Source organism: Enterobacter hormaechei subsp. xiangfangensis (genome assembly GCF_001729785.1).
GTDB lineage: Bacteria > Pseudomonadota > Gammaproteobacteria > Enterobacterales > Enterobacteriaceae > Enterobacter > Enterobacter hormaechei_C.
Map to the genome: position 1 here is coordinate 1493295 of NZ_CP017183.1, position 23551 is coordinate 1516845.

General features: G+C 56.4%; 24 protein-coding genes. 14 read left to right on the forward strand and 10 right to left on the reverse strand.

The window, feature by feature from the left end; translation table 11 throughout:
• Positions 1–126 precede the first annotated feature (126 nt).
• Positions 127–1359: an MFS transporter gene (locus BFV63_RS07040; RefSeq protein ID WP_032608925.1), complete on the forward strand. Its 1233-nt coding sequence runs from the start codon at positions 127–129 to the stop codon at positions 1357–1359.
• Positions 1360–1883: 524 nt separating this feature from the next.
• On the opposite strand, the gene BFV63_RS07045 is transcribed toward BFV63_RS07040, so the two are convergent.
• Positions 1884–2696, reverse strand: coding sequence for a Cof-type HAD-IIB family hydrolase (locus tag BFV63_RS07045; RefSeq protein WP_022650681.1), 813 nt, complete (start codon positions 2694–2696; stop codon positions 1884–1886).
• Entirely contained in the window at positions 2686–3900 is a 1215-nt protein-coding gene (locus BFV63_RS07050; protein WP_032657839.1) for an MFS transporter, read from the reverse strand. The genes BFV63_RS07045 and BFV63_RS07050 overlap by 11 nt, the downstream gene beginning before the upstream one ends.
• Positions 3901–3982: 82 nt before the next feature.
• On the opposite strand from BFV63_RS07050, the gene BFV63_RS07055 reads away from it, so the two are divergent.
• Positions 3983–4534: a TetR/AcrR family transcriptional regulator gene (locus BFV63_RS07055; RefSeq protein WP_022650683.1), complete on the forward strand. Its 552-nt coding sequence runs from the start codon at positions 3983–3985 to the stop codon at positions 4532–4534.
• A gap of 27 nt (positions 4535–4561) precedes the next feature.
• On the opposite strand, the gene arsC is transcribed toward BFV63_RS07055, so the two are convergent.
• The 4 genes from arsC to BFV63_RS07080 form a co-directional block, all read right to left on the reverse strand.
• Positions 4562–4987 (reverse strand): glutaredoxin-dependent arsenate reductase, encoded by a 426-nt coding sequence (gene arsC / locus BFV63_RS07060; protein ID WP_022650684.1) that lies wholly within the window; start codon positions 4985–4987, stop codon positions 4562–4564.
• 12 nt (positions 4988–4999) lie between these two features.
• A complete protein-coding gene (locus BFV63_RS07065) occupies positions 5000–6289 on the reverse strand; it encodes an arsenic transporter (RefSeq protein WP_023324378.1) in 1290 nt (429 codons plus the stop codon).
• 40 nt (positions 6290–6329) lie between these two features.
• Complete coding sequence (locus tag BFV63_RS07070) at positions 6330–6650, reverse strand: metalloregulator ArsR/SmtB family transcription factor (protein ID WP_023324379.1); 321 nt, start codon at positions 6648–6650, stop codon at positions 6330–6332.
• Between the two features lie 950 nt (positions 6651–7600).
• Positions 7601–9286 carry an aspartate:alanine antiporter gene (locus BFV63_RS07080; RefSeq protein WP_032610193.1) on the reverse strand — a complete coding sequence of 562 codons (1686 nt, stop codon included), beginning with the start codon at positions 9284–9286 and terminating at the stop codon, positions 7601–7603.
• A 274-nt stretch (positions 9287–9560) separates the two neighbouring features.
• Between BFV63_RS07080 and BFV63_RS07085 the strand changes: the two genes are divergently transcribed.
• Entirely contained in the window at positions 9561–9935 is a 375-nt protein-coding gene (locus BFV63_RS07085; RefSeq protein ID WP_017384878.1) for an inner membrane protein YbjM, read from the forward strand.
• 30 nt (positions 9936–9965) lie between these two features.
• Here BFV63_RS07085 and BFV63_RS07090 read toward each other — a convergent pair whose 3' ends face one another.
• Positions 9966–10235: a GrxA family glutaredoxin gene (locus BFV63_RS07090; RefSeq protein ID WP_006809455.1), complete on the reverse strand. Its 270-nt coding sequence runs from the start codon at positions 10233–10235 to the stop codon at positions 9966–9968.
• A gap of 185 nt (positions 10236–10420) precedes the next feature.
• Between BFV63_RS07090 and nfsA the strand changes: the two genes are divergently transcribed.
• The 11 genes from nfsA (at position 10421) to BFV63_RS07145 (ending at position 21185) form a co-directional block, all read left to right on the forward strand.
• The gene (gene nfsA / locus BFV63_RS07095) at positions 10421–11143 is read left to right on the forward strand and encodes a nitroreductase NfsA (protein ID WP_003858388.1); all 723 of its coding nucleotides are present in this window, start codon (positions 10421–10423) and stop codon (positions 11141–11143) included.
• Positions 11144–11207: 64 nt separating this feature from the next.
• Entirely contained in the window at positions 11208–12110 is a 903-nt protein-coding gene (gene rimK / locus BFV63_RS07100) for a 30S ribosomal protein S6--L-glutamate ligase (protein ID WP_045347178.1), read from the forward strand.
• A 63-nt stretch (positions 12111–12173) separates the two neighbouring features.
• Positions 12174–12650, forward strand: coding sequence for a YbjN domain-containing protein (locus tag BFV63_RS07105; RefSeq protein WP_003858385.1), 477 nt, complete (start codon positions 12174–12176; stop codon positions 12648–12650).
• Positions 12651–13000: 350 nt separating this feature from the next.
• Positions 13001–14113 (forward strand): spermidine/putrescine ABC transporter substrate-binding protein PotF, encoded by a 1113-nt coding sequence (potF, locus tag BFV63_RS07110; protein ID WP_022650689.1) that lies wholly within the window; start codon positions 13001–13003, stop codon positions 14111–14113.
• Between the two features lie 143 nt (positions 14114–14256).
• A complete protein-coding gene (gene potG / locus BFV63_RS07115; RefSeq protein WP_045332571.1) occupies positions 14257–15390 on the forward strand; it encodes a putrescine ABC transporter ATP-binding subunit PotG in 1134 nt (377 codons plus the stop codon).
• A gap of 9 nt (positions 15391–15399) precedes the next feature.
• Positions 15400–16353 carry a putrescine ABC transporter permease PotH gene (gene potH, locus BFV63_RS07120; RefSeq protein ID WP_003858381.1) on the forward strand — a complete coding sequence of 318 codons (954 nt, stop codon included), beginning with the start codon at positions 15400–15402 and terminating at the stop codon, positions 16351–16353.
• Complete coding sequence (gene potI, locus BFV63_RS07125) at positions 16350–17195, forward strand: putrescine ABC transporter permease PotI (protein WP_003858378.1); 846 nt, start codon at positions 16350–16352, stop codon at positions 17193–17195. Before potH ends, potI begins: the two co-directional genes overlap by 4 nt.
• 42 nt (positions 17196–17237) lie before the next feature.
• Positions 17238–17735, forward strand: coding sequence for a YbjO family protein (locus BFV63_RS07130; protein WP_086598616.1), 498 nt, complete (start codon positions 17238–17240; stop codon positions 17733–17735).
• Between the two features lie 40 nt (positions 17736–17775).
• The gene (gene rlmC, locus BFV63_RS07135) at positions 17776–18903 is read left to right on the forward strand and encodes a 23S rRNA (uracil(747)-C(5))-methyltransferase RlmC (protein WP_048241093.1); all 1128 of its coding nucleotides are present in this window, start codon (positions 17776–17778) and stop codon (positions 18901–18903) included.
• 121 nt (positions 18904–19024) lie between these two features.
• Positions 19025–19732 (forward strand): response regulator transcription factor, encoded by a 708-nt coding sequence (locus BFV63_RS07140; RefSeq protein ID WP_022650690.1) that lies wholly within the window; start codon positions 19025–19027, stop codon positions 19730–19732.
• Positions 19716–21185, forward strand: a complete 1470-nt coding sequence (locus tag BFV63_RS07145; protein WP_022650691.1) for a sensor histidine kinase — start codon at positions 19716–19718, stop codon at positions 21183–21185. Before BFV63_RS07140 ends, BFV63_RS07145 begins: the two co-directional genes overlap by 17 nt.
• Positions 21186–21260: 75 nt before the next feature.
• On the opposite strand, the gene artJ is transcribed toward BFV63_RS07145, so the two are convergent.
• The 3 genes from artJ to artQ all read right to left on the reverse strand — a co-directional run bounded on the left by artJ (position 21261) and on the right by artQ (position 23550).
• A complete protein-coding gene (gene artJ, locus BFV63_RS07150) occupies positions 21261–21992 on the reverse strand; it encodes an arginine ABC transporter substrate-binding protein ArtJ (RefSeq protein ID WP_015571008.1) in 732 nt (243 codons plus the stop codon).
• 173 nt (positions 21993–22165) lie between these two features.
• The gene (artM, locus tag BFV63_RS07155; RefSeq protein WP_003858369.1) at positions 22166–22834 is read right to left on the reverse strand and encodes an arginine ABC transporter permease ArtM; all 669 of its coding nucleotides are present in this window, start codon (positions 22832–22834) and stop codon (positions 22166–22168) included.
• On the reverse strand, positions 22834–23550 hold the full coding sequence (gene artQ / locus BFV63_RS07160) for an arginine ABC transporter permease ArtQ (protein WP_003858367.1): 717 nt from the start codon (positions 23548–23550) through the stop codon (positions 22834–22836). The genes artM and artQ overlap by 1 nt, the downstream gene beginning before the upstream one ends.
• Between the last annotated feature and the right edge of the window lies 1 nt (position 23551).

The window sequence follows — 23551 nt, forward strand, 5'->3', positions numbered from 1 at the left end:
GCAACTTAAGGAAACCTTAAACAACAACGATAAGTGCGTTATTTCTGTTTTTTCACGTTAATTTGCTATCTCAGACAGCGGCAATTCATTACACTCATCGCGATTTTTTCATATTAAAGAGATTGCATGATAAACCGTTCTTCTTCCGGTAATCGTCTGGGTCGTCAGGCGTTACTTTTTCCTCTGTGTCTGGTGCTTTACGAATTCTCTACCTACATCGGCAACGACATGATCCAGCCAGGCATGCTGGCTGTGGTTGAGCAGTACAACGCAGGTATTGAGTGGGTACCTACATCGATGACCGCCTATCTCGCGGGCGGCATGTTTTTACAGTGGCTTTTAGGGCCGCTGTCGGATCGTATTGGTCGCCGCCCGGTGATGCTGACGGGCGTGGTATGGTTTATCGTCACCTGTCTCGCCACGCTGCTGGCGCAGAACATTGAGCAGTTCACGTTGCTGCGTTTCCTTCAGGGCGTGAGCCTGTGCTTTATTGGTGCCGTGGGCTACGCCGCTATTCAGGAGTCGTTTGAGGAGGCGGTATGTATCAAAATTACCGCGCTGATGGCGAACGTGGCGCTGATTGCACCGCTTCTGGGGCCGCTGGTGGGAGCCGCATGGGTCCACGTCGCGCCGTGGGAAGGGATGTTCGTGCTCTTTGCCGCGCTTGCGGCCATCTCTTTCTTTGGTCTGCACCGTGCGATGCCGGAGACCGCCACCCGCCTGGGCGAAAAGCTCTCGCTTAAAGAGCTGGGGCGTGATTATAAGGCGGTGCTGAAAAACGGCCGTTTTGTCGCGGGCGCGCTGGCGACGGGCTTTGTCAGCCTGCCGCTGCTGGCGTGGATTGCCCAGTCGCCGGTCATTATCATCAGCGGCGAACAGCTTAGCAGCTATGAGTATGGCCTGTTACAGGTGCCGATTTTTGGCGCGCTGATTATCGGTAACCTGGTGCTGGCGCGTCTGACGTCACGCCGTACCGTGCGTTCGCTGATTATTATGGGCGGTTGGCCCATAGCGGCAGGGCTGATTATCGCGGCGGTGGCGACCGTAGCCTCGTCTCATGCGTACCTGTGGATGACGGCGGGGCTGAGCATTTACGCGTTTGGTATCGGCGTGGCGAATGCCGGTCTGGTACGCCTGACGCTGTTCGCCAGTGAAATGAGTAAAGGCACGGTCTCTGCCGCGATGGGGATGCTGCAAATGCTGATTTTCACCGTCGGAATTGAGGTGAGCAAGCATGCTTATGCTTTCGGCGGTAACGGGCTGTTCAGCCTGTTCAACCTCGCCAACGGCGTGCTGTGGATTGCCCTGATGGTGGTATTCCTGAAAGACAAACGCGTCGGAAACGCCCTGCAACCGTAATCCTTATCCCCTCTCCCCCCTGGGCGAGCTCGGGACAGTTCCCTCTCCCTGTGGGCTGAGGGATCCCCAGTAATTTGAAAGCAAAAGCGATAACGTTGCCTCAGAATAACTGAGGGCTTTCAGCGATGCCTCGGTCCGGCTGTAAATCGCTGAGGCGTTTCCTGTAGGCCGGGGCGAGGCGCAGGGATGCGCCGAGAGGGCGGGCTGTACAGGGATGTTACTTCCGCCCGTCCCCGATAAGCCGGAAGGAATAAGCCGAAGGGACCGCGAAGCGGCGATTTACCGCCGGGAGCCCGGGTCGCCAGGGTGGCGGCGACTGAGCCACCCTGGCACGTTCACCGGTCATGTCGTGACAGAGTAGCAAGGAACATAAAGTGAACGGAATGACCACCAGAGCCGTATGTTCCCCCTCACCCCAGCCCTCTCCCTCAAGGGAGAGGGGGCCGTCTGTGCAGGCATTATTTTGTGGGGAACCCTCAGCCCTGTGGGAGAGGGTTAGGATGAGGGCACCAGAGCGCACGGAATCAATTAAACGGCGCCTCCCCGTCCAGCACCCTATCAATTACGTCCAGCACCCCTTCGTCATTATTGTTCGGCGCTTCATAGCGGGCCACCGCCTTAATGTGCGGTCTGGCATTGGCCATCGCGAAGCCAAACCCAGCCTGGCGCAACATCTCCACGTCGTTACCGCTGTCGCCAAAGGCCACCACTTCACTGTCCTCAATGCCCCAGCGCGCTTGCAGGATCCGCAGGCCGTTAGCTTTGTGTACGCCGGGGATAATCAGGTCGATACTACCGTGTCCCGTGGTCACCGGCACCATGATGTCGCCAAGCTTCTCATGCAGCAGCGCCTGAATGCGCGGAATTTCGTCGTCAGAGACGTTTAGCCCGAATTTGAAGAAAATATCGTTGAGGTTGTCAAAGCTGCTGACGCTTTCAAGGCGGTGATAGTATTTCGCAGCAATCTCTTTGAAGAGGTCGTTATACGTTTTCAGCGTGTAGGCGCTGTTTTTTCCGCAGGCAATTATCTCAATGCCGGGCACGTCGTTTAACAGGGTGGCGACGGTCAGAAAGTGCTCTTTCGACAGTTCGCCGTTAAACACGTCTTCGCCCGCATCCACCACCCAGCCGCCGTTTTCGGCGACGAAGGCGATTTCATGGGCGATCTCCGGGAAAAATGAGATCAGCTGGTAGTACTGGTTTCCGCTGGCGACCACAAAACGGATGCCTTGCGCTTTCATGCGCGCGTACTGCGCCAGAAAACGCGCGCGGTTATAGGTTTTCGCATCGCTCAGGAAGGAGCCATCCATGTCGACTGCAATCAGTTTAACGCTCATATCCCTTCTCCATTGACGTTGTTTCTGCTTCCGGTTTTGCCACCGCTCGCGCCACCAGGGCGGCAATAATGACTAACCCTAATACCACCAGCATCGCGCTGCGTAACCCGTAGTGCTCACCGAGGAATCCAAGCAGCGGCGGCCCCACCAGGAAAGCGAGGTAGCCCGTGGTCGCTACGACGCTCACGCGCGTCGGCGCGTCGGGGCCGGTATCGCTGGCAGCGGAAATGGTCAGCGGGAAGCCAAGGGAGGCGCCCAGTCCCCACAGGATCACCGACACACCCGCAATCCAGTCCACATCCACAAAGATAATCATCGCGATGCCCAGCCCGCCCAGCAGGGCGCTGGCACGGACGACCGCCACGCGGCTGTAACGGTCGATAAACCAGCCCCCGGTAAAGCGTCCGACGGTCATGCCGAGCGTAAACCCGGCGTAAATCAGCGAGCCGGAGGTGGGGCTAAATCCGTGCCCGTCCACCATCAGCAACGGTAGCCAGTCGTTGGCGGAGCCTTCAGCAAACGCCATCGCCAGCACCACCACGCCAATCAGCATTAGCTGGAAATCACGATAAAAGGGCAACCCTTTTGCCGCAGACTTCTGTTCGTCCGTGGCGTGTTGTCCTGTGCCTGCGGGAATAGCCCTGATGCCGGTGAGGATCGGGATAATACAGACCAGCGCCGCCAGCAAAATGTGCACATTGGCCGCAATGCCCAGCGCCGTCAGCGCCATCCCCACGCCCGCGCCCGCCAGCGTGCCGAGGCTGTAAAAACCATGCATCATCGGCAGCACCGTTTTGTTCATCGCCTGTTCGACGGCGGCCCCCTCGACGTTAATGGCCACTTCCGCCGCACCAAAGCTGCCGCCAAATACCATCAGCCCAAGGGCAAACATCAGCGGCGAGGCGAACCACAGCGCCACGCTCAGACCGAGCATTCCCACCACGGCGCAGCACATGGTGGTGCGGATCACCGCGCGCGTGCCAAAGCGCTTCACCAGCCAGGCCGAGCAGAGGATGCCGCTCATCGAGCCAATCGACAGGCCAAACAGCACGATCCCCATCTCCGCCGTCGAGACGGACAGCGTATCGCGGATTGCCGGGGTGCGCGTTGCCCAGGAAGCCATCAGCAGCCCGGGGATGAAGAAGAACATAAACAGCGCCCACATGCGCAGATGCAGGGCTTTGCGAGGAGAAGTTAGCGTCATTGGGATCAGCACCAGAAGTACAACAATAGCGACAACACTAGCAACTTTGTGTACATTTGTACACAAACTGGATGAGGATTTTATGAGCAGACCACCGAACGACCCTAACCGCCGCGAGAAGATACTCCAGGCGACGCTGGACACCATTGCTGAGCACGGTATTCATGCCGTCACGCACCGCAAAATTGCCACCTGCGCAGGCGTGCCGCTGGGGTCGATGACCTACTATTTCGACGGGATGGAGTCGCTTCTGGAGGAGGCATTCACGTGGTTTACGCAACAGATGTCTCAGCAGTACCGGGATTTCTTCGCGGGGGTGACCGGGCGGGAGAGGGCGTGCGAGGCCATTACCACGCTGATCCACAGTTCAGCCGTGACCACGCCACACAATATGGCGCTGATGTATCAGTTATACGCGTTTATGCACCGCAGCGCCGCGCTGAAAACGGTGATGCAGGACTGGATGAAGATGAGCCAGACTACGCTTGAGCAGTGGTTTGATCCGGCCACCGCCCGTGCGCTGGATGCGTTTATCGAGGGGATGACGCTGCATTTTGTAACCGACCGGTCGCCGTTAACCCGGGAGGAGATCCGGGTGATGGTGGGGCGGATTGCAGGCGAGGATACCGTCTGATAGCGCTCGCCCCGGCCACGCCTGATGTCAGGAGATTTTTTTCCCGCTGGCGTCAACGACGACTTCGCCATCTTCCTTCGTAAATGCCCCTTTTTGCGCGTCCGGAAGGATGTCGAGAACGACTTCAGAAGGGCGGCACAGACGGGTACCCAGCGGCGTCACCACAATCGGACGGTTAATCAGAATAGGGTATTGCAGCATGAAATCGATAAGCTGGTCGTCGGTGAAATGTCCCTGTGAAAGGCCCAGTTGCTCATAAGGCTCGACGTTTTTGCGCAGCAGATCGCCTATGGAAATCCCCATATCTGCAATCAGCCTTGTCAGTTCATCACGCGACGGTGGGTTCTCAAGATAGAGAATAATTTCGGGTTCCGTACCGCTGTTGCGGATCATCTCCAGCGTATTGCGCGACGTGCCGCAGGCCGGGTTGTGGTAGATAGTGATATGGCTCATATCCGTTACTCATTACAGTGTGAAGGAGAGACGTAGCGCCAGCGCGGCAAGCGTCACAAAGAGAACTGGCAGCGTCATTATGATGCCCGTCCTGAAATAGTAGCCCCAGGTAATAGTCATGTTTTTCTGTGCCAGCACATGAAGCCATAGCAGGGTAGCCAGGCTCCCGATGGGGGTAATTTTCGGCCCCAAATCGCAGCCAATCACGTTAGCGTAAATCATCGCCTCTTTAACCAACCCTGTTGCAGCACTACCCTCAATGGAGAGCGCGCCAATCAGCACCGTTGGCATATTGTTCATTATGGATGACAGGAAGGCGGTGATAAATCCGGTTCCCAGCGTGGTGACCCAGAGTCCGTACCCGGCTAAGTAATCAAGAACGCCTGAAAGAGACTCCGTCAGCCCGGCGTTGCGCAGGCCATACACCACCAGATACATCCCCAGCGAGAAGATAACAATTTGCCACGGCGCGCCGCGCAGCACTTTTCCGGTGTTAATGGCGTGCCCGCGTTTAGCAACGGCAAACAAAATCAGCGCGCCAGTTGTTGCGATAGCGCTGACCGGGATACCCAGAGGTTCAAGCACAAAGAAACCGACGAGCAGTAGCAGCAGCACGATCCAGCCCGTTCTGAACGTCGGCAGGTCGTGAATGGCCAAAGCAGGCTCGCGGAGTTTTGCCAGGTCATATTCCGGCGGTATTTCCTTGCGGAAGAACAGATGCAGCATCACCAGCGTTGCGGCAATTGCGGCGATATCAACCGGGATCATCACCGAGGCGTATTCGCTAAAGCCCAGCTTAAAGAAGTCCGCCGACACAATGTTGACCAGGTTGGAGACAATCAGCGGCAGGCTGGCGGTATCGGCGATAAATCCCGCCGCCATCACGAACGCCAGCGTGGCCTGCTTGCTGAACCCCAGCGCCAGCAGCATGGCGATAACGATAGGCGTCAGGATCAATGCCGCACCGTCATTGGCGAACAGCGCCGCCACGGCCGCACCCAGCAGCACGATCCAGGTAAACAGCAACCGCCCGCGACCGTTTCCCCAGCGAGCAACGTGCAGCGCCGCCCACTCGAAAAAGCCGGACTCATCCAGCAGCAAACTGATAACGATTACCGCGATAAACGTGGCCGTCGCATTCCAGACGATATTCCACACCACAGGGATATCGTTAATGTGGATCACGCCGCTCATCAGCGCCAGCGCGGCGCCAATGGTCGCGCTCCAGCCGATGCTGAGCCCTCTGGGTTGCCAGATGACCAGCACCAGTGTGAATAAAAAAATCGCTCCTGCCAGAAACATCTTTTACTCCGTTATATCTGTTTTTGTGAATGTGTCGTGGTCAGCAAGGGCCCGGGAGGCGGTTTTTCAGCTTCATACGTGTCTCTTCTCGCAGGCAGTTCCAGCTGTTATCGATAACGGTTGCCGCCCACGCGGGCATGTTGGGAGAGAGACGGTAGTAGATCCATTTACCCTCACGACGATCGATGACCAGCCCGGCCTCGCGCAGTAAGGCCATATGGCGCGAGACTTTCGGCTGCGGCTCGTTGGTAGCGGAACAGAGATCGCAGACGCACAACTCGCCCGCCTCACGCAGAAGCATGACGATGGAGAGGCGCGTTTCGTCGGAGAGGGTTTTGAAGAGCTGGATGGGGTGTAGCATCGGGTGATCCTGCGTGGTTTTTTGTCATATTCATTAAATCATATATGTTTGTGGCGAGTGAGGGAAGGGCAATAAGGGCAAATAATTGCCCTCAGTGAAGTACCACTACGTTGAGCCGTCGTCTTTGAGCCACAGACAGGGCGGGATTAGAAGATTAATGATTCCTGGTTTTGTTGAATATCTTCAATGTTATGAGACAGACGATCGTTGCAGATGTTAACAGAATCAAAATATCAATATTTGTATATGTTTCGTACATTGTCTCCGCATTAATATCACCATAGATGAAGCCGCAAATAGCAGTTGCAACGTCGTGGTTAATATAAGCTGTTGAAGGACCCAGCATACGTCCTGCCAGGAAGCTAATTAACACAAACCAGACGGCCTTAAGTAGTCTTGAGCCCCATTTACGGGCAAGGGTAGTGATATCCACCGTCAATAACCTCAATACTATTGCACGCGATATGTGAACGCATACATGGGACCTAAATAAATTCCGGTTTCAGAAGAGCGATTCCGAAATTGGAGTGGTGAGCGAGCTTTATGTAGACTTCTGCCGCTATCCCCGGATGAAGCCTTCATTCCTTTTCCTGTCATCAGGTGGATTAATTCGTTCCAGCTTATGCCAGCTGCCTGTATCGAAGTTCAAACCCGATCATATCTACGCTCAATCGTTGTTCTTTTAAGATATTGACCAGGCAAAATTTAACCGCGCAAGAAGATCAGCTATACCGCCATGGAAATAAGGTAGTGTTATAAGTAATTGATAGGGAAGGGTATGAATTTCAGGAAACAAAAAACCCATCAACCTTGAACCAAAAATGGCGGGGTTGATGGGCTCCACAAATTGGGGACATCAAAGAAAAGCAGTGGCACTAGTTATGACTGCACCCTGCGTAAAAAGTTCTGCGCGTAACGAAAATTTTTTGCGCCACACGCAAACTTGAGATTTATCCGAGTCCTGGCCAGATAATGATGATCAGCGTACCTGCCAGCGTCAACAGCACGTTTGCGATGGCGTAGGTGCCTGCATAGCCCAGCGCCGGGATATTGCTGCGCGCGGTGTCGCTGATGATCTCCATCGCCGGTGCGCAGGTGCGCGCGCCCATCATCGCGCCGAAGAGCAGGGCGCGGTTCATGCGCAGCACGTAGGCGCCGAACAGGAAACAGATCACCACCGGTACCAGGCTGACGATAAGTCCGGAAACCAACATTTGCCAGCCGACCGCGCCCAGGCCGTTGCCAATGCCGCTCCCGGCGCTTAAGCCGACACCCGCCATAAAGACCATCAGACCGAACTCTTTCACCATGTTCAGCGCACCCTGAGGGATATAGCCGAAGGTGGGATGGTTCGCTCGCAGGAAGCCCAGCATGATCCCGGCGAACAGCAGACCGGCTGCGTTACCAATGCCGAAGCTAAAGTTGCTGAACTGGAAGGTGATCATCCCGATCATCAGGCCGACAATGAAGAAGGCGCAGAAGGCTAACAGGTCCGTCACCTGGCTGTGGATCGAGATAAAGCCGATACGGTCGGCAACGGTTTTAACACGTCGGGCATCGCCGCTGACCTGCAACACATCGCCTTTATTGAGCACCACGTTATCGTCGATAGGCATTTCAATCTGGCTGCGGATCACGCGGTTGAGGAAACAACCGTGGTCGGTCAGCTTCAGCTGTGCCAGACGGCGGCCCACGGCGTTGTGGTTTTTCACCACAATCTCTTCGGTGACGATACGCATGTCCAGCAGGTCGCGGTCAAACACCTCTTTCCCGTTACGGAAGCTCGGATCGAGACGCGCGTGGGCGTCCGGGTAGCCAACAAGGGCGATGTCATCGCCCATCTGGAGCACCGCGTCACCGTCCGGGTTTGCCAGAATGCCGTTACGACGGATACGTTCGATGTAGCAGCCGGTCTGACGGTAGATCCCCAGCTCGCGCAGGTTTTTCCCGTCGGTCCAGGCAACCAGCTCCGGCCCGACGCGGTAGGCGCGGATCACCGGCAGGTAAACTTTACGTTTGGAGTCCGTGTCCAGGCCGCGCTCGCGGGCGATGGTCTGGGCGCTGGTCTGGAGATCCTGATGCTGAAGTTTTGGCAGATAGCGCGCGCCAACAATCAGGCTCACCAGACCAATCAGATAGGTCAGGGCATAGCCCAGACTCAGGTTGTCCAGCGCGGAGGAAAGCGGCGTGCCGGCCATGCCAGAATGACGAAGCGTATCGCCCGCGCCGACAAGCACCGGTGTGGAGGTCATCGAGCCTGCCAGCATACCGGCCGTTAAGCCGATGTCCCAGCCAAACAGCTTGCCCAGCCCTAACGCAATCAGCAGGGCGCTGCCGACCATCACCAGCGCCAGCATCAGGTAATTTTTGCCGTCTCGGAAGAAAATGGAAAAAAAGTTCGGACCGGCTTCCACGCCTACGCAAAAAATAAACAGCATGAAACCTAAGTTAAGCGCGTCCGTGTTAATACTGAAATGTTGTTGACCTAATAACAGGGAGACGACTAAAACGCCAATGGAATTACCAAGTTGAACTGAACCCAGGCGTAATTTACCCAGACAAAGGCCCAGCGCCAGTACCACAAATAATAACAGGATGTAATTCCCATTTAACAAGTCTGCGACGTTTATATTCACGGAGGCTAACTTCTTGTTTACCAGTAAGTTGTTGAATGAAAGGACTATTTGGGCTACTGTTTTCAGAGTCAGGGAATCACTTTGCATCTCCCTGCTTCCTGATAAATACCCTAAACACTAGCAGTCGGTTAGTTTAATCGTAATAGCTACCGACAGCCACCTATTATCGCACGACTTCTGTGCGTGCTTTGGCAAGGATTGCCGCATTGCTTTATCTGACTGGGCGTCCACCGGACGATTTTTGTATTTGATAGAGATAAGTCAGGAGGATAGTTTGAACTTTAAACGAAACTGGGCTGGCGTAATCAGCTGTTTTTTGCTGTTTACGGTCGTTTGCATGTCACTCGCTTTTAACGTGAAAGGCGCCTTCAGAGCGTCCGGTCATCCCGAGCTGGGCCTGTTGTTCTTCATCCTGCCGGGGGTAGTAGCCGGTTTTCTCTCACGTAAAGGCGAGGTGGTGATGCCGCTTATTGGGGCAATGCTTGCGGCCCCGCTCTGCCTGCTTCTGATGCGCGTGCTGTTTCTCTCGTCGAGAAGCGTCTGGCAGGAAGTGGCGTGGCTACTGAGTGGCGTTTTCTGGTGTGCGCTGGGCGCGCTCTGTTTCTTATTTACGCGCAGCCTGCTGCAACAGCGGAAGCACCGTAAATAAAAACGCCCTCAGGGTGAGGGCGTCTTCGCATTACTGAGCCGCAAACAGGCCCAGGTGTTCTTTGGCGTAGGCCTCAAAATCGGTGCAGCCGCCGATGTGTTTCTGATCGAGGAAGATCTGCGGCACGGTTTCAACCGGTTTACCCACGGTTTTTTCCAGATCGGCTTTAGTGATGCCTTCCGCGTGGATATCCACATAACGGAAGTTGAAATCATCACGCTCTTCAGTCAGTTTCTCTGCCAGTTCTTTCGCGCGCACACAGTAAGGGCATCCTGGACGACCAAAAATTACTGCAAACATTTCTCTCTCCTCAAAAAACAAGCCTGACGGCGAATAGCACCTATAGTGCACGATAACCTGCCGTCATGGAAAGAAGGTTTCACCTGTCACTTTGATACAGTCAGGCTATGTTTCGCCAATTACATCAGGTGGATCATTGCCTATACTGGCTGCCATACGTTTTACGCAACACAAAGAGAGACAAAATGACGCCAACCATTGACCTGCTTCGTTCCCACCGTTCCATTCGCCATTTCACCGATGAGCCAATTACCCAGGCGCAGCGGGACGCGATCATCGACAGCGCAAGAGGCACCTCCAGCTCCAGCTTTTTGCAGTGCAGCTCCATTATCCGCATCACCGATCCGGCGATGCGTGAGCAGCTGGTAACACTGACGGGCGGACAAAAGCACGTTGCCCAGGCGGCTGAGTTCTGGGTGTTCTGCGCCGATTTTAACCGTCACCTGCAAATATGCCCTGAGGCCGAGCTGGGGCTGGCGGAACAGCTGCTGCTGGGCGTTGTGGATACGGCACTGATGGCGCAAAACGCGTTCACGGCGGCGGAATCTCTGGGGCTTGGCGGCGTCTATATTGGCGGGCTGCGTAACAACATCGAAAGCGTGACGGAACTGCTGAAGCTGCCGAAACACGTGCTGCCGCTGTTTGGTCTGTGCCTCGGCTGGCCGGCGGATAACCCGGATCTGAAGCCGCGCATTCCTGCTGCGATGCTGGTGCATGAAAACCACTACCAGCCGGTCGACCAGGACGTTCTGCATCAATACGATGAAGAGCTGGCGAACTACTATCTGACGCGTGACAGCAACAACCGCCGCGACACCTGGAGCGACCATATTCGTCGCACCATTATCAAGGAGAACCGCCCGTTCATTCTCGACTACCTGCACAAACAGGGCTGGGCAACGCGGTAGTCCATTCCTCCTGCGCCTCGTGTATGATAGGCAGGCTTTTACCATGTCTTTAGAGAGGTGCAGGGTGAAAATTGCCATATTGTCCCGGGATGGAACGCTCTATTCATGTAAACGCCTGCGAGAAGCGGCGGCGAAACGCGGACATCAGGTTGAGATCCTCGATCCGATGTCCTGCTATATGAACATCGACCCTGCGGCGTCGTCGATTCATTACAAAGGCCGCAAACTCCCGCATTTTGATGCGGTAATTCCCCGTATTGGCTCCCAGATCACCTATTACGGCACGGCCGCGCTGCGTCAGTTTGAAATGCTGGGAAGTTATCCGCTCAACGAGTCCGTGGCGATCTCCCGCGCCCGCGATAAGCTGCGCTCGCTGCAACTGCTGGCGCGCCAGGGGATCGATCTGCCCGTCACCGGGATTGCCCACTCCCCGGACGACACCAGCGATTTAATCGATATGGTGGGCGGTGCGCCGCTGGTCATTAAGCTGGTGGAAGGTACGCAGGGTATTGGAGTGGTACTGGCGGAGACGCGTCAGGCGGCGGAAAGCGTGATCGATGCGTTTCGCGGTCTGAATGCCCATATTCTGGTGCAGGAGTATATTAAAGAGGCTAAAGGGTGCGACATCCGCTGCTTTGTGGTGGGCAATGAAGTGGTGGCCGCTATAGAGCGGCAGGCGAAAGAGGGCGATTTTCGCTCTAACCTTCACCGCGGCGGTATCGCACGGGTGGCCCTTATCAGCGAGCGCGAGCGTGAGATTGCGGTGAAAGCGGCGCAGACGCTGGGCCTGGACGTGGCGGGGGTCGATCTGCTGCGTGCCGACCGCGGGCCGTTGGTGATGGAAGTTAACGCCTCGCCGGGGCTGGAAGGGGTGGAAAAAACAACAGGCGTCGATATTGCAGGTAAAATGATCGCATGGATTGAATGCCATGCAACGCCGGGATTTTGCCTGAAAACGGGCGGTTAAATGGATCGGCGCGCACTTTTTGCGTAATCTGGACAACGTTTTTATTTAAGAGGCTGCACTGCGATGGATTTACAGGTCGTACCTACACTGGATACGTTACGTCAATGGCTCGATGATGCCGGTATTACTTTCTTCGAATGCGACTCCTGCCAGGCGCTGCATCTGCCTCACATGCAAAATTTCGACGGCATTTTTGATGCCAAAATCGATCTGATTAACGACGTGATCCTGTTCTCGGCGCTGGCTGAAGTAAAGCCGTCCGCGCTGCTGGCGCTGGCATCCGATCTGTCAGCGATCAACGCCAGTTCTTTGACGGTGAAAGCGTTTCTCGACATACAGGATGATAATCTGCCAAAGCTGGTGGTTTGCCAGTCTTTATTCTCCGGCGCGGGGCTCTCCTTCAAGCAGTTCGCCTGGTTTATGCGCCTGAGCGAAGAGCAAATTTCCATGGTAATGATGGAAGCCAACGCACATCACCTGCTGTATAGCGCGGAAGATGACGCCGAGAATAATGATGCATCTCCCAATTTTCTCCACTAAGCCTGTCTGACTTTTGCGCAGTCGCTGCCAGAGCGGCTGCATAACACCGTTTTTTCTGCTGCTTTTAACCTTTCTTTAAAGAATTTTTCACCTCCTCTCCGGCCGTTTCGGCTTATCACGTAGACATAATCTGCATAAAAAATTGATAAAAGGCGTTTTTTCGTCTGGGCTATAGCCGGAGACACGGGCTACAGTTATTCTTGCAGTGCTTAAAAAAGCGAGCGGAACCTGCCGGGATGAGGGGGGTATTTTATTTCGGGCAGAGCGACAAACTATGCATGATTATTGCATATCTTCAGGCTGCACAGTTTTGGTTCGTTTGTTAACGAACTTTCAGAAGGAATAACAATATGATCGCCTTGAATAAAAAATGGTTATCGGGTCTGGTTGCGGGTGCTCTGATGGCCGTCTCTGCCGGCACGCTCGCTGCGGAACAAAAAACGCTGCACGTCTATAACTGGTCTGACTATATTGCGCCGGATACCGTCGCCAATTTTGAAAAAGAGACCGGCATTAAGGTTGTCTACGACGTATTCGATTCCAACGAAGTGCTGGAAGGCAAACTGATGGCGGGCAGCACCGGTTTCGACCTGGTGGTGCCGTCGGCAAGCTTCCTGGAGCGTCAGCTGACCGCCGGTGTCTTCCAGCCGCTGGACAAGAGCAAATTACCGAACTGGAAAAACCTCGATCCGGACGTGCTGAAGCTGGTGGCGAAGCACGATCCGGACAACAAATACGCGATGCCTTACCTGTGGGCGACCACCGGTATTGGCTATAACGTGGATAAAGTCAAAGCGGCGCTGGGCCCGGACGTCAAGCTGGACAGCTGGGACGTGGTGCTGAAGCCGGAAAACCTCGAGAAGCTGAAAAGCTGCGGCGTCTCTTTCCTCGATGCGCCGGAAGAGATTTTCGCCACCGTGCTTAACTATCTCGGCAAGGATCCAAACAGCAGCAAGGCTGACGACTACACCGGTCCGGCGACCGACCTGCTACTGAAGCTGCGTCCAAATATTCGCTACTTCCACTCCTCTCAGTATATCAACGACCTGGCGAACGGGGATATCTGCGTGGCCATCGGCTGGGCGGGCGACGTCTGGCAGGCGGCGAACCGCGCGAAAGAGGCAAAAAACGGCGTGAATGTTTCCTACTTCATTCCGAAGGAGGGGGCGCTGGCGTTCTTCGACGTCTTCGCGATGCCGGCTGATGCGAAAAACAAAGAGGAAGCGTATCAGTTCCTCAACTACCTGATGCGTCCGGATGTGATTGCTCACATCAGCGACCACGTCTACTACGCCAATGGTAACAAGGCCTCCGAGCCGCTGGTGAGCGAAGAAATCCGCAATAATCCGGCGATCTACCCGCCAGCCGATGTGTTTGCCAAGCTCTTCACCCTGAAAGTGCAGGAACCAAAAATTGACCGTGTGCGTACCCGCGCGTGGACCAAGGTGAAAAGTGGTAAGTAACGGCGTTTGATATCGTTGCCCGGTAGCGCCGTCGCTTACCGGGCCGACAAATACCGTAGGCCGGGCAAGCGTTAGCGCCGCCCGGCGATGCGCACCCTGACGGTGCGTTTGCACCAGTGTTGATCTATGCCGGAGAGCACCCCGTGAATGACGCGATCCCCCGCCCGCAGGCGAAAGTCCGTAAAGCGCTGACCCCGCTTCTTGAAATTCGAAACCTCACCAAATCCTTCGACGGCCAGCATGCCGTGGACGATGTCAGCCTGACGATCTACAAAGGTGAAATATTTGCTTTGCTCGGCGCATCCGGCTGCGGTAAATCGACCCTGCTGCGCATGCTGGCCGGGTTTGAACAGCCCACCGCCGGGCAGATCGTGCTGGATGGGGTAGACCTCTCCAGCGTGCCGCCGTACCAGCGGCCCATCAACATGATGTTCCAGTCCTATGCCCTGTTCCCGCACATGACCGTTGAGCAGAACATCGCCTTCGGCCTGAAGCAGGACAAACTGCCGAAAGCCGAAATCGCCGCGCGCGTGGCGGAGATGCTGAGCCTGGTGCATATGCAGGAGTTTGCGAAGCGTAAGCCGCATCAGCTTTCCGGCGGCCAGCGTCAGCGCGTGGCGCTGGCAAGAAGTCTGGCGAAGCGTCCAAAATTATTACTGCTCGACGAGCCGATGGGCGCGCTGGATAAAAAGCTGCGCGACCGGATGCAGCTGGAAGTGGTGGATATCCTCGAGCGCGTTGGGGTGACCTGCGTGATGGTGACTCACGACCAGGAAGAGGCGATGACCATGGCCGGGCGCATTGCGATCATGAATCGCGGTAAGTTCGTGCAGATCGGCGAGCCGGAAGAGATTTACGAACACCCGACAACCCGCTACAGCGCGGAGTTCATCGGCTCGGTGAACGTCTTCGAAGGGCTGCTGAAGGAACGCCAGGACGACGGTCTGGTGATTGAATCGCCGGGGCTGGTGCACCCGCTGAAGGTTGATTCTGATAACTCCGTGGTGGACAACGTGCCGGTTTACGTTGCCCTGCGCCCGGAAAAAATCATGCTATGCGATGAGCCACCCGCCGATGGCTATAACTTTGCCGTGGGCGAAGTGGTGCACATTGCCTATCTCGGCGATCTGTCGATTTACCATGTGCGCCTGAAAAGCGGCCAGATGCTCAGCGCCCAGTTACAGAACGAACACCGGTATCGCAAGGGACAGCCAACCTGGGGCGACGAAGTGAGCCTCTGCTGGGATGCGGACAGTTGCGTAGTCCTGACGGTATAAGGAGCGGTCATGAGTACACTTGAACCTCCAGCCCGCGTCAAAAAACCGGGCGGTTTCGCGCTCTGGCTGGCGCGCATACAGATGGCGCATGGCCGCAAGCTGGTCATCGCCATGCCCTATATCTGGCTGATCCTGCTGTTTCTGCTGCCGTTCCTGATCGTCTTTAAGATCAGCCTGGCGGAGATGGCGCGGGCGATCCCACCGTATACCGATCTGTGGGAGTGGGCCGACGGGCAGCTGACGCTGACCGTAAACCTCGGTAATTTCCTGCAACTGACCGACGATCCGCTCTATTTCGAAGCCTATTTGCAGTCGTTACAGGTTGCGGCTATTTCTACGATCTGCTGCTTGTTGATGGGCTACCCGCTGGCGTGGGCAGTGGCGCACAGCAAGCCGTCGACGCGAAATATTTTACTGCTGTTGGTCATTTTACCGTCGTGGACGTCGTTCCTGATCCGCGTGTACGCGTGGATGGGGATCCTGAAGAATAACGGCATACTGAATAACTTCCTGCTGTGGCTTGGGGTGATCGACCAGCCGCTGACGATCCTGCATACCAACCTTGCGGTGTATATCGGGATTGTCTATGCCTATCTGCCGTTTATGGTGCTGCCGATCTATACGGCGCTGACGCGTATTGATTACTCGCTGGTGGAAGCCTCGCTGGATCTCGGCGCACGCCCGTTGAAGACTTTCTTCAGCGTCATTGTGCCGCTCACCAAAGGCGGGATCATCGCCGGATCGATGCTGGTGTTTATCCCGGCTGTCGGGGAGTTTGTGATCCCGGAACTGCTCGGCGGCCCGGACAGCATCATGATTGGCCGCGTGCTATGGCAGGAGTTCTTCAATAACCGCGACTGGCCGGTGGCCTCGGCGGTGGCGATCGTCATGTTACTGCTGCTGATCGTGCCGATCATGTGGTTCCATAAACATCAGCAGAAACAGATGGGAGACCACGGATGAACAACTTACCGGTAGTACGCTCCCCGTGGCGAATTGCGATCCTGATTATCGGCTTTACCTTCCTTTATGCGCCGATGCTGATGCTGGTGATCTACTCGTTCAACAGCTCTAAGCTGGTCACCGTCTGGGCGGGCTGGTCGACGCGCTGGTACAGCGAGCTGTTCCACGATGATGCGATGATGAGCGCGGTGGGGCTGAGCCTGACCATTGCGGCGCTGGCGGCGACGATGGCCTGCGTGCTGGGCACGATTGCCGCGCTGGTGATGGTGCGCTTTGGCCGTTTCCGCGGGGCAAATGGTTTTGCGTTTATGATCACCGCCCCGCTGGTCATGCCGGACGTGATCACCGGGCTGTCGCTGCTGCTGCTGTTTGTCGCGCTGGCGCACGCCATCGGCTGGCCAGCGGATCGCGGGATGCTCACCATCTGGCTGGCGCACGTCACCTTCTGTACGGCATATGTGGCGGTGGTCATCTCCTCGCGGCTGCGCGAGCTGGATCGCTCCATTGAAGAGGCGGCGATGGATCTCGGCGCCACGCCGCTGAAGGTCTTTTTCATCATCACGCTGCCGATGATTATGCCGGCGGTGATCTCCGGCTGGCTGCTGGCGTTCACGCTCTCGCTCGACGATCTGGTTATCGCCAGCTTTGTGTCGGGACCGGGCGCGACGACGCTGCCGATGCTGGTCTTCTCCAGCGTGCGGATGGGGGTGAATCCGGAGATCAACGCCCTGGCCTCCATCATCCTTGGCGTGGTCGGAATTGTCGGATTTATCGCCTGGTATTTGATGGCGCGCGCGGAAAAACAGCGTGTGCGCGATATCCAGCGTGCAAGACGCGGCTGAAGGAATTACTATTTCCAGTGATGTGCCGCGTATGACGCGGCACTGTTTTTCAGGGAAGTAAAAACATTGGGATTCTTACAAAAAACACGTCATTCGCACGCCCGTCCGAACGTCCCTGCACTGGTGCAGGTGGCGGCGCTCGCCATTATTATGATCCGCTGCCTGGATGTGCTGATGATAATGAACACGCTGGGTCCGCGCGGAATGGGGGAATTTATTCACCGCAGCGCGCAGACGTGGAATCTGACGCTGGTGTTTCTCAGCAGCCTGATGCTGGTGTTTATTGAGATCTACTGTGCGTTCTCGCTGGTGAAAGGCCGCAACTGGGCGCGCTGGGTGTATCTGCTGACGCAGATCACCGCCGCCAGCTACCTGTGGGCCGCCTCGCTGGGCTATGGCTATCCGGAGCTGTTCAGCATACCCGGTGAGTCACGACGTGAGATTTTCCATTCACTGGTGATGCAAAAACTGCCGGATATGCTGGTGCTCTGCCTGCTTTATCTCCCGGCTTCCAGTCGGCGGTTCTTCCGCCTGCAATAATGTGTATAATCGCAGCCCTCGTGTTTCTTAAGGTTTTCATATGCAGTGCGCACTCTACGACGCCGGACGCTGCCGCTCCTGTCAGTGGATAGAACAGCCGGTCTCTCAACAACTCACCGCCAAAATGGTCGACCTGCAACAGCTGCTGGCAGCACACGCGGTGGGCGAGTGGTGCGCACCCGTCAGCGGCCCGGAGCAGGGCTTTCGCAATAAAGCCAAAATGGTGGTCAGCGGCAGCGTTGAAAAGCCGCTGCTGGGGATGCTGCACCGCGACGGCACGCCGGAAGATTTAACCGACTGCCCGCTGTATCCCGCCTCGTTTGAGCCGGTGTTTAGCGCTCTGAAACCGTTTATCGCCCGGGCGGGGTTAACGCCCTATAACGTTGCCCGCAGGCGCGGCGAGCTGAAATACCTTCTGCTGACCGAAAGCCAGATCGACGGCGGGATGATGCTGCGCTTTGTGCTGCGTTCGGAAACCAAACTGGAGCAGCTGCGCGCGGCACTTCCGGGATTGCAGCAACAGCTTCCGCAGCTCAAGGTTATCACCGCAAATATTCAGCCGGTGCATATGGCGATCATGGAAGGGGAGAAAGAGATTTTCTTCACCGAACAGCACGCGCTGGAGGAGCGTTTTAACTGCGTGCCGCTGTGGATCCGTCCGCAAAGCTTCTTTCAGACTAACCCCACCGTCGCCAGCGCGCTGTACACCACCGCGCGCGACTGGGTGCGTGCGTTACAGGTTCATCACATGTGGGATCTGTTCTGCGGCGTCGGCGGCTTTGGCCTGCACTGTGCCACGCCAGACATGCAGCTCACCGGCATTGAGATCTCCGCCGAAGCGATTGCCTGCGCGAAGCAGTCCGCCGCGGAGCTGGGGCTGACGAATCTGCACTTCCAGGCGCTGGACTCCACGCAGTTCGCGACCGGGCAGGGCAACGTGCCGGAGCTGGTGCTGGTGAACCCGCCGCGCCGGGGCATCGGCCAGGCGCTCTGCGACTACCTGAGCCAGATGGCGCCGGAGTACATCGTCTACTCCAGCTGTAACGCGCAGACCATGGCGAAGGATATCGCCAGCCTGTCGGGCTACCGCATCGCGCGCGTTCAGCTTTTCGATATGTTCCCCCATACCGCCCATTATGAAGTGTTGACGTTGTTAACCAAAGCGTAGGCCGGGTAAGGCGAAGCCGCCCCCCGGCATAAACCCCACACAATGTTCAACAAAATGTGAACTCTTCCCCCGCTCGAAATCAGGTAAGCTTACGACATAACAAATGATTGAAGGCTTACCCATGAAGCAGATCCTGCTGGTAGAAGATGACCACGATATCGCGGCACTCCTGCGTCTTAACCTGGAAGATGAAGGCTACGCCATTACCCACGAGCCCGACGGGGGCAACGCCTTACAGCGTCTTGAAACACAGCCGTGGGACGCGGTGATCCTCGATCTGATGCTGCCGAATGTTGATGGTCTGGAGATTTGCCGCCGTATCCGCCAGATGACCCGTTACCTGCCCATTATCATCATTAGCGCCCGCAGCAGTGAAACTGACCGTATTACCGGCCTGGAAACCGGGGCGGATGATTATCTGGCAAAACCTTTCTCGGTGCAGGAGCTGATTGCCCGCATTAAGGCGCTGTTCCGCCGACAGCAGGCGATGGGCCAGGCGCAGACGGACGGCATTATTCAGGCGCACGGTCTGACTATCGATCCGCTGGCGCGCACCGTGCGTCTTAACGGTCAACACGTCGATCTCACTCCGCGTGAATTTGAACTGCTCTATTTTTTTGCTCGCCATCCTGGAGAGGTCTTTTCACGTCTGGCATTGCTGGAGCAGGTGTGGGGGTATCAGCACGAAGGCTACGAACACACCGTCAACACCCATATTAACCGCCTGCGCATCAAAATAGAAAAAGATGCCGCCGAGCCGGAGATCGTTCGCACCGTCTGGGGCAAAGGCTACAAATTCGCGGAGCAGAATCATGATGCGTCGCTTTAGCCTGAGCCAGCGCCTGACGCTGCTGTTTACGGTGTTACTGCTGCTCTGCGCCACCGTCGCCTGTGCGGTGCAGCTCTACAGTAGCATGCAGTACGGCAACGCGATGGTGCAGCGGCTCTCCGGCGGGCTGGCGCAGCAGATTGTGCAGCGGGAAGCGATTCTGGATTCGCAGGGCAGGGTGGATCGCAGCGCCTTAAAACCGCTGTTCGACCGGCTGATGACCTTTAATCCGAGCGTCGAGCTGTATGTTGTCTCGCCTGATGGCGATATCCTGGCCGATGCCGCCCCGCCGGGGCACATTCAGCGGCAAAAAATTGACCTCGCGCCGATACAGAATTTCCTGAGCGGGACGGTGATGCCGGTGTTTGGCGACGATCCCCGAAGCCAGAATAAGAAAGTCTTCAGCGCCACCCCGCTGCGGCAGGACGGCGAGCTGAAGGGGTATCTGTACATTATTTTGCAGGGGGAAGAGTCCAACGCGCTGGCGGAGATGGCCTGGCACAAAGCGCTCTGGAGTACGGCGCTGTGGTCGATGCTGCTGGTGGCGCTGTTTGGTCTGCTGGCGGGGGTGCTGCTCTGGTACTGGGTGACGCGCCCGGTTAAAGAGCTCACGCTGGACGTGGCCGGGCTGGAGCAGGACAGCATCAGCGCGATTAAGCAGCTGGCGGCCCAGCCGCTTGAGCCTGCCGGCCAGGATGAAGTGGCGATCCTGCGCAATACCTTTATCGAGCTGGCGCGCAAAATCACCTCTCAGTGGGATCGGCTGGCCGACAGCGACCGCCAGCGCCGGGAGTTTATCGCCAACATTTCGCACGACTTACGCACCCCGCTGACGTCGCTGCTGGGTTATCTGGAAACGCTGTCGCTCAAATCCGCCACGCTGTCGCCGCAGGAGCATCAGCAGTACCTCGCTACCGCGCTGCGTCAGGGGCAAAAGGTACGCCATCTGTCGCAGCAGCTGTTCGAGCTGGCGCGTCTTGAGCACGGCGGCATCAAGCCCCAGCGCGAGCGTTTTGCCATGGCTGAACTGATTTCCGACGTGGCGCAGAAGTTTGAGCTTACCGCCCGCACGCGCGAGGTGAACCTGCGTATTGATGTGCCGGGGCGATTGCCGCTGGTGAACGCCGACGTGTCGATGATCGAGCGCGTGGTCACTAACCTTCTGGATAACGCCATCCGTCATACGCCGAGCGGCGGAGAAATTCGTCTGGCGGTCTGGCAGGAGAATGAACGACTTCAGGTCGAAGTGGCAGACAATGGTACGGGCGTAGATGCCTCGCTGCGCGACGATTTGTTCCAGCGGCCTTCAGCGTTAAATCCTCAGGCGTCGCGAGAGAACCGTGGGGGATTAGGGCTGTTAATCGTGAAGAGAATGCTGGAGCTGCACGGCGGTGGGATCAGGCTGATGGAGTCCGTGAGCGGGGCGCGGTTCAGGTTCTTTGTACCGCTATGAGAAATTGCCGGGTGGCGCTGCGCTTATCCGGCCTACAGACCACCCCCGCAGGCCAGACCACCCGGCAAAAAGAGATTACTGAGGGAACCACTGCTCGCTGATTTTCTGGTACGTACCGTCAGCTTTGATCGCTTTCAGCGCGCCGTTCAGTTTCTCAAGCAGAGCCTTGTTATCCGGACGCACGGCAATACCGAGGCCAGTGCCGAAATACTGCGGATCGGTCACTTTCTCCGTCGCTGTACCCAGCTGCGGGTTGGTTTTCAGCCACTCATTCACGACTGCGGTGTCGCCAAATACGCCATCGATACGGCCATTTTTCAGGTCGATAATGGCATTCTGGTAGCTGTCGTAGGCCACGGTTTTCACTTCAGGATGCTTGTCCTGGAGGTATTTCTGGTGCGTGGTGCCGTTCTCCATGCCGATGCGCTTGCCTTTCAGCTCGTCGAAAGATTTATAAGCTCCTTTCTTCGCAATCACCACCGCAGAGTTCGCGTAGTACGGGTCGGTGAACGCGACCTGCTTGCTGCGCTCTGGCGTAATGTCCATGCCGGAGATCACCGCATCGTATTTTTTAAATTTCAGGGACGGGATCAGGCTGTCAAACGCGTGGTTAGTAAAGGTGCAGTCGGCCTGCATCTGTTTGCACAGCGCTTTCGCCAGGTCAATGTCGAAACCGACGATCTGGTTGCTGGCATCCAGCGATTCAAACGGCGGATAGGTGGCAGAAACGCCAAAATTGATTTTATCGGCGGCGGATGCGCCAGCGGCGAAGGTTGCGAGTAATGCGGCCAGAACTAACTTTTTCATTGTAATGCTCCCGTCTGTCTTATTGATGCGCCGTGTCTGCGGCCTGGATGTACAATGCCAGTTAATGAATTTATATGCAATAAAAATGATTAAGTATTATTTTAATCACAAAAAAAAGCGGATAACCCATCAGGTTACCCGCTCCATGAATACCGTTTTATGCATTTGGGTGGTTAATTCCTGCGCTCAAACGCTAACGCCTTACGCTCGATAAGACGCATCATCAGCGTCAGCAGACCGTTGACCACCAGATAGACCAGACCCGCCGCACCGAACACCATTACGTCGTAGGTGCGTCCGTACAGCAGCTGTCCGTGGCCCATCACTTCCATCAGGGTGATGGTGTAGGCCAGTGAGGTGCTTTTGAACACCAGAACGACTTCGTTGGAATAGGAAGAGAGCGCGCGCTTAAAGGCATAGGGCAGCAGGATCGCCAGCGTATCCTTCTTGCTCATGCCCAGCGCTCCGCAGGACTGCCACTGGCCTTCCGGGATCGCGCGAATGGCACCGTAGAACAGCTGCGTGGTGTAGGCGGCGCTGTTCAGCGAGAGGGCAATCAGGGCGCAGAGCCACGGTTCAGAGAGCAGGTGCCAGATCACCGGGTATTCCTGTAACGACGGGAACTGCCCCGGGCCGTAGTAAATCAGGAAGATTTGCACCAGCAGCGGCGTACCGGTAAAGAGCGTAATGTAGCCACGTACAATCCACACCAGCACTGGCGTTTTCAGCGTCAGGACGATGGTGAAGATCAGCGCCAGGATCAGCGCCACGATGATAGACGCGACGGTCAGCGTCAGGCTGGTGTGCAGCCCTTTCATCAGTTCGGGTAAATAATCCAGCATCAGCCTGGTCTCCGTTCAAAACGCGTTGCGCGCAGGTCAATACGCTTCAGAACGTACTGGCTCAGCAACGTGATCACCAGGTAGATTGCCGCCGCGACGATGTACCAGGTAAACGGCTCCTGCGTACGGGTGGCGATACTTTTGGTTTGCAGCATCAAATCGTTCACGCTGATCAGGCTTACCAGCGCGGTATCTTTCAGCAGTACCAGCCACTGATTACCCAGCCCTGGCAGGGCATGACGCCACATCTGCGGCATCACCAGGCGGAAGAAGATCGCCGCTTTCGACAGGCCCAGCGCCTGACCGGATTCCCACTGACCCTGTGGCACCGCTTTCAGCGCGCCGCGCAGCGTTTGTGACGCATAGGCTGAATAGAGCAGGGAGAGCGCAATCACGCCGCACAGGAACGGGCTGACGTCGAAGTTCTCGATCTGCATCTGCACCGGGATTTGCGCAAAGCCGAGATTAATCGTGAAGCCGTCCGACAGCGTTAACAGCAGCTGTGAGGAGCCGAAATAGATAAACAGGACCACCAGAATTTCCGGGAGTCCACGCAGCACAGTCACCAGCGCTGAACCGAGCCATGCGACAGGGCGCCACTTAACGGACTCCCACACCGCAAAGAACATCGCCAGTACGAGGCCGATAATCAGTGCACAAACGGCAAGGCCGACGGTCATCCCGGCGGCGCTTGCTAAAGGAAAAATTTCATTCATC

What these genes read in the sequence shown, in the direction of transcription:
- BFV63_RS07040 (WP_032608925.1), top strand. Translation starts at nt 127, where the DNA reads ATGATAAACCGTTCTTCTTCCGGTAATCGTCTGGGTCGTCAGGCGTTA.
- BFV63_RS07045 (WP_022650681.1), bottom strand. Translation starts at nt 2,696, where the DNA reads ATGAGCGTTAAACTGATTGCAGTCGACATGGATGGCTCCTTCCTGAGC.
- BFV63_RS07050 (WP_032657839.1), bottom strand. Translation starts at nt 3,900, where the DNA reads ATGACGCTAACTTCTCCTCGCAAAGCCCTGCATCTGCGCATGTGGGCG.
- BFV63_RS07055 (WP_022650683.1), top strand. Translation starts at nt 3,983, where the DNA reads ATGAGCAGACCACCGAACGACCCTAACCGCCGCGAGAAGATACTCCAG.
- arsC (WP_022650684.1), bottom strand. Translation starts at nt 4,987, where the DNA reads ATGAGCCATATCACTATCTACCACAACCCGGCCTGCGGCACGTCGCGC.
- BFV63_RS07065 (WP_023324378.1), bottom strand. Translation starts at nt 6,289, where the DNA reads ATGTTTCTGGCAGGAGCGATTTTTTTATTCACACTGGTGCTGGTCATC.
- BFV63_RS07070 (WP_023324379.1), bottom strand. Translation starts at nt 6,650, where the DNA reads ATGCTACACCCCATCCAGCTCTTCAAAACCCTCTCCGACGAAACGCGC.
- BFV63_RS07090 (WP_006809455.1), bottom strand. Translation starts at nt 10,235, where the DNA reads ATGTTTGCAGTAATTTTTGGTCGTCCAGGATGCCCTTACTGTGTGCGC.
- nfsA (WP_003858388.1), top strand. Translation starts at nt 10,421, where the DNA reads ATGACGCCAACCATTGACCTGCTTCGTTCCCACCGTTCCATTCGCCAT.
- BFV63_RS07105 (WP_003858385.1), top strand. Translation starts at nt 12,174, where the DNA reads ATGGATTTACAGGTCGTACCTACACTGGATACGTTACGTCAATGGCTC.
- potF (WP_022650689.1), top strand. Translation starts at nt 13,001, where the DNA reads ATGATCGCCTTGAATAAAAAATGGTTATCGGGTCTGGTTGCGGGTGCT.
- potH (WP_003858381.1), top strand. Translation starts at nt 15,400, where the DNA reads ATGAGTACACTTGAACCTCCAGCCCGCGTCAAAAAACCGGGCGGTTTC.
- potI (WP_003858378.1), top strand. Translation starts at nt 16,350, where the DNA reads ATGAACAACTTACCGGTAGTACGCTCCCCGTGGCGAATTGCGATCCTG.
- rlmC (WP_048241093.1), top strand. Translation starts at nt 17,776, where the DNA reads ATGCAGTGCGCACTCTACGACGCCGGACGCTGCCGCTCCTGTCAGTGG.
- BFV63_RS07140 (WP_022650690.1), top strand. Translation starts at nt 19,025, where the DNA reads ATGAAGCAGATCCTGCTGGTAGAAGATGACCACGATATCGCGGCACTC.
- BFV63_RS07145 (WP_022650691.1), top strand. Translation starts at nt 19,716, where the DNA reads ATGATGCGTCGCTTTAGCCTGAGCCAGCGCCTGACGCTGCTGTTTACG.
- artJ (WP_015571008.1), bottom strand. Translation starts at nt 21,992, where the DNA reads ATGAAAAAGTTAGTTCTGGCCGCATTACTCGCAACCTTCGCCGCTGGC.
- artM (WP_003858369.1), bottom strand. Translation starts at nt 22,834, where the DNA reads ATGCTGGATTATTTACCCGAACTGATGAAAGGGCTGCACACCAGCCTG.
- artQ (WP_003858367.1), bottom strand. Translation starts at nt 23,550, where the DNA reads ATGAATGAAATTTTTCCTTTAGCAAGCGCCGCCGGGATGACCGTCGGC.